The organism is Paracoccus simplex (genome assembly GCF_042648325.1).
GTDB classification, from domain to species: Bacteria; Pseudomonadota; Alphaproteobacteria; order Rhodobacterales; family Rhodobacteraceae; genus Paracoccus; species Paracoccus simplex.
On sequence record NZ_JBHRXE010000020.1, the window covers coordinates 122903 to 132281 of the forward strand.

Annotated in this window: 11 protein-coding genes; 9 read left to right on the forward strand and 2 right to left on the reverse strand. The window is 60.5% G+C overall.

Annotated elements, in window-relative coordinates:
• Positions 1 to 68 precede the first annotated feature (68 nt).
• Entirely contained in the window at positions 69 to 992 is a 924-nt protein-coding gene (locus ACFOMP_RS09490) for an HNH endonuclease (protein WP_379029845.1), read from the forward strand.
• Positions 993 to 1011: 19 nt separating this feature from the next.
• Here the strand turns inward: ACFOMP_RS09490 and ACFOMP_RS09495 are convergent, their stop codons facing one another.
• Positions 1012 to 1251: a hypothetical protein gene (locus ACFOMP_RS09495; RefSeq protein WP_379029848.1), complete on the reverse strand. Its 240-nt coding sequence runs from the start codon at positions 1249 to 1251 to the stop codon at positions 1012 to 1014.
• Positions 1252 to 1265: 14 nt separating this feature from the next.
• A complete protein-coding gene (locus tag ACFOMP_RS09500; RefSeq protein ID WP_379029851.1) occupies positions 1266 to 2096 on the reverse strand; it encodes a hypothetical protein in 831 nt (276 codons plus the stop codon).
• Positions 2097 to 2182: 86 nt separating this feature from the next.
• Between ACFOMP_RS09500 and ACFOMP_RS09505 the strand changes: the two genes are divergently transcribed.
• The 8 genes from ACFOMP_RS09505 to ACFOMP_RS09540 all read left to right on the forward strand — a co-directional run.
• Positions 2183 to 2437, forward strand: a complete 255-nt coding sequence (locus tag ACFOMP_RS09505; protein ID WP_379029853.1) for a helix-turn-helix domain-containing protein — start codon at positions 2183 to 2185, stop codon at positions 2435 to 2437.
• Between the two features lie 190 nt (positions 2438 to 2627).
• Complete coding sequence (locus ACFOMP_RS09510) at positions 2628 to 2828, forward strand: hypothetical protein (RefSeq protein ID WP_379029856.1); 201 nt, start codon at positions 2628 to 2630, stop codon at positions 2826 to 2828.
• 166 nt (positions 2829 to 2994) lie between these two features.
• Complete coding sequence (locus ACFOMP_RS09515) at positions 2995 to 3225, forward strand: helix-turn-helix domain-containing protein (protein WP_041529748.1); 231 nt, start codon at positions 2995 to 2997, stop codon at positions 3223 to 3225.
• 210 nt (positions 3226 to 3435) lie between these two features.
• Positions 3436 to 3963 (forward strand): hypothetical protein, encoded by a 528-nt coding sequence (locus ACFOMP_RS09520; RefSeq protein WP_230998483.1) that lies wholly within the window; start codon positions 3436 to 3438, stop codon positions 3961 to 3963.
• 9 nt (positions 3964 to 3972) lie between these two features.
• Positions 3973 to 6105 carry a hypothetical protein gene (locus ACFOMP_RS09525; RefSeq protein ID WP_379029861.1) on the forward strand — a complete coding sequence of 711 codons (2133 nt, stop codon included), beginning with the start codon at positions 3973 to 3975 and terminating at the stop codon, positions 6103 to 6105.
• On the forward strand, positions 6095 to 7093 hold the full coding sequence (locus ACFOMP_RS09530; protein WP_379029864.1) for a TniB family NTP-binding protein: 999 nt from the start codon (positions 6095 to 6097) through the stop codon (positions 7091 to 7093). The genes ACFOMP_RS09525 and ACFOMP_RS09530 overlap by 11 nt, the downstream gene beginning before the upstream one ends.
• Position 7094: 1 nt before the next feature.
• Positions 7095 to 8639 (forward strand): TniQ family protein, encoded by a 1545-nt coding sequence (locus ACFOMP_RS09535; RefSeq protein WP_230998486.1) that lies wholly within the window; start codon positions 7095 to 7097, stop codon positions 8637 to 8639.
• On the forward strand, positions 8639 to 9379 hold a 741-nt coding region (locus tag ACFOMP_RS09540; protein ID WP_449302608.1), incomplete at its 3' end, for a TOTE conflict system archaeo-eukaryotic primase domain-containing protein. The genes ACFOMP_RS09535 and ACFOMP_RS09540, both read left to right, overlap by 1 nt.

Sequence of the window (9379 nt, forward strand, 5' to 3'; positions counted from 1 at the left end):
CCAAGGACCGTGCTTCGTCAAGGGCAGTTTTTCCTTGTGCTTCTCTGCCATTCTGCTTCATTCGCAACATGGTCAAACTGGTTCTCTTGCATAAGGCAGAGTCGATCTACGAGGATGAGCTGGACACCTCCTACGATTTTCCACGTCGCTATCTCAACGCGATGAAGGAAGGGGTGGGTGATTGGGTGGTCTACTATGAGCCGGTCAAGGCCGGTCCGCGTGGATACTTCGCCGTAGCGAAAATTGTAGACGTCATTCCTAAGCCCGGCGCAGAAGGCCGATACCTCGCGTTAATCGAGCCGGGCAGTTACTTGCCGTTCGATCGTAATGTGCCGCGGCTGCTGAACGGGCAGCCACTGGAAACGGCACTGAAATCATGCTCGGGTGCGCCGCTGTCGGGCGGCGCGGTCCAGTTGGCGGTGCGACGACTTCCGGAGGGCGATTTTGCCAGAATCGTAAATCTCGGGCTCCCGCATGACCTCGAACAGATCGAAGCGACAAGGTACAACAAGCAGCCTGTAGGCCTTCAGGAAGAGGCGCTAGTATTTCAGCGCCCGGTGACCGAACGGTTGACACGCCGCAAATATCGCGAGGTTGCCTTCAGCCGGAAGGTGCGTGAGGCTTATGGTTATCGCTGTGCAATCTCGGGGCTGCAACTGCGCAACGGCGGCGGACGACCGGAGGTCCAGGCCGCACATATCCGTCCCGTTGAGCGAGACGGTAGCGATTCTATCCGCAACGGACTCGCCCTGTCAGGGACGCTGCATTGGATGTTCGATCGTGGCCTGATCTCGGTCGCAGAAGATAGCGAAACAATCCTTGTTTCAAGGAACAAGGTGCCTGGCGATGTGATCAACCGCCTCATAAGGCCGGGTGGGAAACTGTTGAAACCCGCCGACCCACATAATCATCCTCATCCCGAGAACCTGCGCTGGCATCGTGAGAACGTGTTCGGACAGATTATTACAGGCGTACCACCACTGTGGGGGTAAGAGCCCGAAGTAGGCCGTATCAACTCAAGCCATCCCGACGGAGCGATTCTCTTAGTACGGCCTGTAGCGAAATCTTCTCCTGTATACTGCGCAGCTGCATCTTGGCCAATGCTGACATCGAGACCTTGACCTCTAGAACACATTCAGCGTCGTCAGTGGGGTTGTCGCGAAGATGGGTTAGCATGCTTTGAAGGTTTTCCGCATCGTGGGCCGCCAGTTGCTCATCGCTCGGCTCGGTGAAAACATCGTCTCCGTCCATCCGGATCGTTCTCCTTACAGCTTCATATCCGAAGGCGCCGCTGTCGCACTCAGTTTTTCGTCCACCTGAGAGTTCGCGGCCTCCCGATCCTGATCGACCAGTTTGTAATCCGTCAGCCGGAAATTGAGCGTGACTGTGGTAGCGCTTGTGCGATGACTGACACCGAATGTCGCGCCGCAATTGTTTGGTCCCTCAGTCAGAAACGGCGCCTCGTAGCTGTATCGCCCATTGTCCGGCAGGCCGCGAACACAGGCATAGCGTGGTTCCGGACCGCCACCGACAAAGGCGATGGCGCTGTAATCCATATCTGTTGCCCAGAGCCAGGAGTTCGTACCTGGGGATACCTTGGTCTCGGAGGGCTCGCCATACAGGTCCTCCAGCTGGGCGAGCAGGCTGGCACCGTCAGGACCATTGCTGGCGCTCAGCCTGACCTCTCTGCGCACGGCAGTGACCACGGAGCCTGATGCCGGCGTCGAGACGTCAAGTTCCAGGCTGTCAAAGGGCTGATCATCCTGATTGCGCAGGAAGAAGGTGATACCCGGTGTTTCATAGCCTAGGCGCAGTTCCGTACGGAATGTGCGCCCATCCGGACTGCTGATCTGCAGCGTGCCATCCAGTGGCGACAGTTCCTTGCCAAGATGTTCCTCGATCAGGCGCACGGCCTCATCGATCGGCATGCCGGGTTTCACGCCAAGGATCTCAAATTCATAAGGGCGCGGTTCAACGGCGACAACATGCTGGAATGCATCATATCCGGGCTGTTGCGGGAGGGACTGTGCGCCGGCAGCGGCGGCGGCAAGGAACGTGAGCAGCGCGATGGCAGGGATGCGATGGGGCGGCAGCAAAGGGCTTCTCCATAAATTCACTGTTTTCTTCATAATTCATAGAATACTTCATAGAATCAAGTCCTGTCTGGACGTCTGCATCCGGCATGCCCGACGCAGACGACGCCCTTCTGGAAGCCTTTGCAAAAATCATGCGTAAGCAGCGGACTGCGGCTGGCCTGTCCCAAGAGGAGCTTGCGCATAGAGCCGGGGTCAGCATGCGATATGTCTCACTTCTGGAAAGCCGTCGACATCAACCCAGCTTGGCGACCATTCATGGCCTGTGCCAAGGTCTGGGGCTTTCCATGGTGGAGCTTATCGGTGCGGTCGAGGCTGAGTTCAGCGAAAGGGGCCAGCACTGAGGTTGCTGGAATCGTGGCTGCTGTGATGTTGTGAGGGAAACGGCGGCAGCGATGAAGGTGCTAGCTTTGGCTCGGCTGCATGATTTCGCGCCATTTGGCTGCTGCCTTCGCGCTTTGTTACCTCGAAGGCAATGGCAACGCAGAAGCGCTTGTTCTCGACCCACGCGCCCACATCCGGTATTAAAGGGCTATGGCCATCACATCTGCACACCCACATCCTGACGCTGCATCCATTCGAGACTGGGCACTGTACGGGCCGCGCGACCCGGCCATTGCGACGCTCGTCGAGCGCCTGGCTTACGAACGCCAGATGCGGCTGAACGAAGTTGAGCAACTGATCGTCGATGTCCTGACAACCGCACTTAATACAGAGCGCAAGCCGTCAAGCTAAGCGTGCGACTGGGCTTCCCCGTTCTAACAAAAAACAATCTGTAAAAAATTAGATTAGGAAATCAACGCGCTAGCAAGGTTTTTAGCTAGGAAAATGATTCGTTCTCTGCCATAGTCCGTTTGGGCTAGATGTGCTGGTCACTCACTGACACGGTATAGGTGCAGGGATGGACGATGAATTTTGCCACGAGATGATCCGGGCACGCTTGCGGTTGGCCGGAACCAGCTTCAGCGACATCGCTCGCGAACTGGGTAAAACTCCTGCCTCGGTAAGCCTTGTCTCGCAAGGGCTTAGACGGTCTCAGAGAATCCAGCGTGCGATAGCCGAAAAGCTTGATACCACCCCCGAAAATATCTGGCCTGATCGCTACGAACAGGAGGGCACCATGAAGAGTTAAAAGCGAAAGGCTCCGAAAGCGGCAACTTTCAGAGCCCTGCTTAGGTTTACCGAATCTGAACTACCCGGTAAGCCAAGCATCCCCAAAATCGCACGCAAAGTCAATGACCGGCGCCATCCGTTTCGGTCGATGGCTGCGCTGTGCCTGCATCCGCCGTGATCGCCCGTTCTCGCGGGCGGTCATCTGACAAACTATTGCCAGGGATGTGACATGAACCCCTTCTTTCGCTTTCCCGTGCTGGCACCCGCCAGCCGGACCATTCCGGCGCGCTCGAAAGCGAGCGCCCGCGTGCAGGTCGTCGATGTTCGGTCTTTCTTGCCGTGTCCCGTCATCAGCCGGCTCGAATCCGGGCTGGAAGCCCATTGCTGGGACCAGCTGATTGCGGACCCCGAGATCCGTGAAGTTCAGGCGCAGCCGCCCGTCATCCGGTACCGCGACGCACGGGGCAGGCCCGCCGTCCATCACTTCGACTTTCGCGCCCTCCTGACCGACGGCAATGCGATTGCCGTCGCCGTGCGCCCACTGGCCCGTGTTCGCAAATACCGCTTCAAGGACACGTTGAGGCTCATTGCCTCGCAACTGCCCAGATCCTTCGCGACACGGGTCTTGCTGTTCACCGATGCAGACATTCCCCGGCCGGAGGTCGTGGCGCACGCCCCGACGACGCGCCTGATCGAGCATGCCAGGGAACTCGGCGCGCCGATGATCCCCGCCTTTACCCATATGATCCTAGCTTGAGAGAACACCATGAAACACAGCAATTTCAAGCTTCTCGATCTCGTTATCCTTGATGGCGTAGAATATCGGCTTGCATCGCATGAGCCCGAAGGGATCGTGCTGATCGGAACAGCGCCACCGCACCCTGCACGCAGCATCAGCCATGGCGAGTTGGGGGAACTGCTGCGCAGCCCAAGGTTCCGCTGCATTCCGGGAGGGGCGGCACGCACAGCGGCCGAGCGCAACCTTGACGGCCTCCCCGAGTATTTTCGGGATCTTCCTGACAGCAAGCAGCAGACGGCACTGTGGCGATTGCTGTTCGCCGAGGAACTGCTGCGCTGCATCGAGGCTGGGCTCGCCAGGCGCAACGAGGCCTCGGTCAGCACCATTCTGCCAGCAATCATTGCCGCCGTGGAAAGTAACATCCGGAAGCGCTTTCGCAAACGGTTCAAGCGCGCGGGGCGTATGGAAACCCATCGAACGCCACCTTGCGCCAAGACGCTGCTGATCTGGACACGGGCCTATGAAAGAAGCGGCCTCAACATCATGGCGTTGGTGCCTCAAACGCATCGATGCGGGGGTAGACGTCAGATGCTGCCCGGAGAGCTTACGGCATTTGATGCGCTGATCGCGGAATACGCCTCGCCGCTGCGCCCGACCATTGATCAGATCCACGAGCGCGCGACCAACCTCTATGCAGATTTCAATCGACACCGTGCCGAACAGGGGCAGCCCGAACTCCGGCCGCCATCCCGCTCTACCGTCTATCGCGCAATCAAGCGGATGGACCCCTATGAGACCTACCTGCAACGCTGGGGCGTCGATGCCGCCAACAAGAAATTCGCGATCATCGAATATGGCGTGCAGGTCCTGCGGCCCATGGAACGGGTCGAGATCGACGAATGGGATGTCGACCTCATGGCATGGGTTTCCAATGCCGATCTTCTCGACCGGCTGACGACGCAGCAGATCGCGGCCCTCGAAGTGATCCGCCTTGTCATCTGCGTCGCCATCGACTGCGCCACGCGCTGCGTCGTCGGTCTCACCCTGTCTAGATCGACCAGTGCCGAAGCGGCCATCCGCACGCTGGAAACGGTCACGATCGACAAGACGGCTATCGCGGGCGGCCTTGGTTGTCGTCACGGCTGGCATCACGGCGGACGCCCCGAAACCGTCGCGGCCGACATGGGCTCAGCCTTCGTCAGTGATGATTTCAAGATCACCTGCGCCGGGCTGCTTGCCCGCCTGGTCAATCCACCCGGCGGTGTGGCCAAGCTCCGGTCTCGCATCGAACGCCTGTTCGGGACCTTTGCAACGCATTTTGTCAGCCGGTTCCGGGGGCGGACATTCTCGAACCCCGAGCAGCGGGGCGATTACGATGCCGAGTCGGAAGCCTCTCTTACCGATCAGGATCTGCTGGCGGCGCTCGTGACCTATATCGTGGACGTCTATCACCAACGGGCCCATCGTGGGCTGCATGGCGAGTCCCCCGCAGAGTGCTGGGACCGACTGGTCACCAAATACGGCCTTCCGGCGCCGGTCGATGCGATGGATCGCCGGGCGATCTTCGGCATTGAGCTGGAACGCAGCATTTCCGGTCGGGGTGTGCGGGTGTTCGGCGCGGATTTCGCCTGCGACCAGTTGCGCGATGCCCGCAAGCACAGCCATCAGCACAAGGCTCGGCTGCGGTTCGATCCACTGGACCTTGGCTGGATCGCGGTCGAGGTCGGCGGAACCTGGTATCCCGCCCATGACCTGTCCGGGGCGCTCTCGGGCGTCTCCTTCTACCAGTGGTCGGCGTTTGCCAAGACCGTCATGGATCACAACCGCGAACGCGCCGCGATCTCCGCCGAAATCTTCCATGACGGGCTGCGCCGGCTCGATCTGCTTTCGACCGAGGCGGCCAACGCGGCGCAGCTTGGGCGGATGACGTTCACCACCGAGGAGATCGACAGGGCGGAACAGACACTCGGTCTTGGCCTGCACCTGCTGCCCACAAACTCGGTCGGTCAGGCCCAGACCAGTTCGGATTGGCTGCAGGGCGGGTTCGAGGTCGGGGGCAGCGGGGCGGATGATGCCGATGCACCGCCCGCACCGGAGGACCCTCCTGCGGATGACACGCCGCCGGCGCGCAAGGGCTGGAGGTTCGAAGATGACGAGTGAGCATCACACGCCACCCGATCAGGTCGCGCGGATCGCCGTATCCTTGCGCAAGCATTTCGTGGCCCATCCGGGCTACGAAACCGTGCGGCGGCTTTTCCGCGAGATCATGGACAAACGCCAGGCCGAGCTGGATCTTGGACAGTCTGCCGAGGGACGCGGGATCGCGGTCATCGGGGAATCCGGCAGCGGCAAGACCACTGCCATCCAGCGGATCCTGCGCCGGATTGATGCTGCGGACGCCGAATCTGGCGAGTTCCGCTGGATCTCCATTCGGGTGCCGACGCCTGCTACCCAGAAAGACCTCGCACGCGCGATCCTGCATGCCCTAGCTTTCCAGATCCGGAGCAACACCACGGCGTCGCGCATGTGGGAACTGGTCAATTTTCACCTGCACCTGCGGAAATGCTGGCTGATCCACCTCGATGAAGGCCAGGAATTGGGTGGCCGAGGCTCGGAGGTCGAGAAGGCGGGCGTGATCAATGCCCTGAAGAGCCTCATGCAGATCCCGGACTGGCCGACCAACCTGGTCGTCAGCGGGACACCGGAACTGCATGATCTGCTGACCCAGGATCCACAACTGTCCCGCCGCTTCTTCATCACCCGCTTTCTTCCGGTGACCGAGTTCGATGCCCGTGACGATGTTGCGGAGCTGGTCGCCCGCTACGCCGGGCTTGCGGATCTGCCGTTGGCGCCGGATCTGGCGGATGTGGAGTTCGTGCCCAGGCTTCTCCATGCCGGGCGCGAACAGTTCGGCATCGTGGTCGAACTGATCATCGGCGCGATCACCCGCGCCCTGGCGGATGGAACGCCCGCATTGGGCGTGAAGGATTTCGCACGGTTTTATGCCGAGCGCACCGGGGAGGTCGCTGGTCGGAACCCGTTCCTGGTGCCGGATTTCCGGAGCCTGAACACAGGGCGATTACCGATGGAGCCCGATCCTCCGACGGGTCCGACGGGGCGGTCGCGAAAACAAAGGGGAAGGCGGTAAGATGATCTTTCCCGCCCCGCATGCCCGTGAGACCATCGCCTCCTACGGATACCGCATTGCCCGGCTGTCCGGGCTGTCATCCTTGCCAGAGCTGGTCCACCTCTTCGATCTGGACCTTCGAGCCCTGCTGATGGGCGACAGGCACAGCGTCGAAAACCTTGCCGGATATACGGGCTGTGATCCGCAGGCGCTTGTTCGTGGCGCCCTGGATGCCAGCAATCCGCGGCGTCTGCAACTCGGCGCCGATCCACGCAACAAGGTTCAGTGCGCCCCGGATCGCTATCGGTTCTGCCCGGCCTGTCTGGGGGGATTGGCCGATGGCGATCTTCGATCTGCCTGCCTGGGCCGGACGGATTGGCTGATCGACGCGAACCATGTCTGTGCCGAGCACGGTCTCCGTCTCATGACAGTCCTGCCCCGCAAGGCGGCACGGATGCAGCATGACCTGTCGCCTCTGATTCCAAAGCTGGTCGCAGCTCGGGCGGCGCCCTGGCAACCAGGTCGACCGACCGCGCTGGAGCACTATATCACTGAGAGGCTGGACGGCGTGCACTCCGGGCGCTGGATCGATGATGTGCAACTTGATATCGCGATCCATACCGCCGAAGTCTTCGGGGCCATGGCCATGCGTGGCCCCCAAGGCGACTGGAAAGGCATATCTGCCGATGAGCGTCGCGAGCATGGGCATCTCGGGGCCGAGGTGCTGATCGAAGGACCGGCGGCGATCAAGGATTTCCTGCGCACGCATATCGGTCATGGCCGGCGGGGCAACGATTACCATAACGCCTTTGGCCGCGCGTTCAACGAATTCTATTTCCGAAAGGATCAGCCCGCTTACAGGCCCATCTGCGCGGTGCTGGCAGCATATGTTGGGGAAACCTTCCGCTTCACGGGGCAGGAAAAGGTGTTCGGCATCCGCACACGCGGGGTCGAGCCCAAGACCCTGCGTTCGCTCTGCAACCGTCACGGAATCGGGCTGAAGATCACCGTGCAGGTGCTGAAGGCCCAATACGGCCTCAGGGTCGGGATCGGGGCGAGTTCCGAGGTCGATCCCGACCTGATTGCCGATCTCGCACCAAAGCTGAACGACCTGCTCAACGCCCAGGATGCCGCGCGCCAGCTCGGCGTCAGCGTCGATGTGGTGCGGGGGCTGATCGGCGACGGGCTGCTGGTCCCCGATTACCGCTTCAACGACAGGATGGTCGGGTTTTCGGCAGCGACGCTCGAATCCTTTCTCGATGACTGGTGCAGCGCAGGCAAGCCGCCATCAGGTGGACAGGCAATGCGCACCCCCATCCAGACCGTCGCTCGTGCGAACAGGGTCAGGGTTTCGCGGCTGCTGATCGCGGCTCGGGCCGTTGGGGGTGCGCTGTATCGTGACCGGCGGAAGCGAGGATTGACCGGGGTTACTGTCAGTCATTCTTGCATGGCGGCACTGGTTGAGCGGGCAAAAGCCCATGTGGATAGTTGCCCATCCGGCCACAGCGATCCATCCTGTCTGCGATGGCATGGTGGGCAGGATATGTCGCGCGAGGGGTTTACTTGATGAATGCCGGCAGCATAACGGCGGAAATCTCGCGCGTTCGGGACCGATTGTCCCGCCTTGAGGCCGAGCGAATTGCGTTGCAGGGCGAGTTGGAAGCGCTCGAGCGGCAACTGGATGCTGTTGAGCGAACTCGGACGGAACAGGTGACGCTTGAGGGTGCCGCTGTGGTGAATAGCTCATCCTCGCAGGAGAAGATCGATCTGTTTCGGTCTCTTTTTGCGGGGCGCAGCGATGTATTCCCTTTACGATGGGAGAACAGAAAAACTGGTCGATCCGGCTACTCACCCGCCTGCTTCAATGAGTGGGCAAGAGGGGTATGCGGAAAGCCGGCGGTGAAATGCAGTGATTGCCCCCACCAGAGCTTCATCCCACCCGATGATGCGATCATCGAAAAACACCTGCGCGGCGATGGTGGCCGAAACGGAGATTTTGTCGCCGGTGTCTATCCGCTCCTGCCAGCGGATACATGCTGGTTCCTGGCGGCGGATTTTGACAAGGCATCATGGGCGGAAGACGCCAATGCGCTGCTCGAAGCCTGCCGGGCAAAGGGAATCCCCGCAGCGCTGGAACGATCAAGGTCAGGGAACGGCGGTCATATCTGGATATTCTTCTCCGAACCGATACCTGCTCGTCTGGCACGTCAACTCGGATCGGTCCTGATCACCGAAACGATGGAAAGACGGCCGGAAATCGGCTTCGCATCCTATGATCGACTGTTTCCAAACCAGGATACCAAGCCA

Coding starts and splice junctions, on each gene's coding strand:
- ACFOMP_RS09490 (WP_379029845.1), top strand. CDS start 69: ATGGTCAAACTGGTTCTCTTGCATAAGGCAGAGTCGATCTACGAGGAT.
- ACFOMP_RS09495 (WP_379029848.1), bottom strand. CDS start 1,251: ATGGACGGAGACGATGTTTTCACCGAGCCGAGCGATGAGCAACTGGCG.
- ACFOMP_RS09505 (WP_379029853.1), top strand. CDS start 2,183: ATGCCCGACGCAGACGACGCCCTTCTGGAAGCCTTTGCAAAAATCATG.
- ACFOMP_RS09510 (WP_379029856.1), top strand. CDS start 2,628: ATGGCCATCACATCTGCACACCCACATCCTGACGCTGCATCCATTCGA.
- ACFOMP_RS09515 (WP_041529748.1), top strand. CDS start 2,995: ATGGACGATGAATTTTGCCACGAGATGATCCGGGCACGCTTGCGGTTG.
- ACFOMP_RS09520 (WP_230998483.1), top strand. CDS start 3,436: ATGAACCCCTTCTTTCGCTTTCCCGTGCTGGCACCCGCCAGCCGGACC.
- ACFOMP_RS09525 (WP_379029861.1), top strand. CDS start 3,973: ATGAAACACAGCAATTTCAAGCTTCTCGATCTCGTTATCCTTGATGGC.
- ACFOMP_RS09530 (WP_379029864.1), top strand. CDS start 6,095: ATGACGAGTGAGCATCACACGCCACCCGATCAGGTCGCGCGGATCGCC.
- ACFOMP_RS09535 (WP_230998486.1), top strand. CDS start 7,095: ATGATCTTTCCCGCCCCGCATGCCCGTGAGACCATCGCCTCCTACGGA.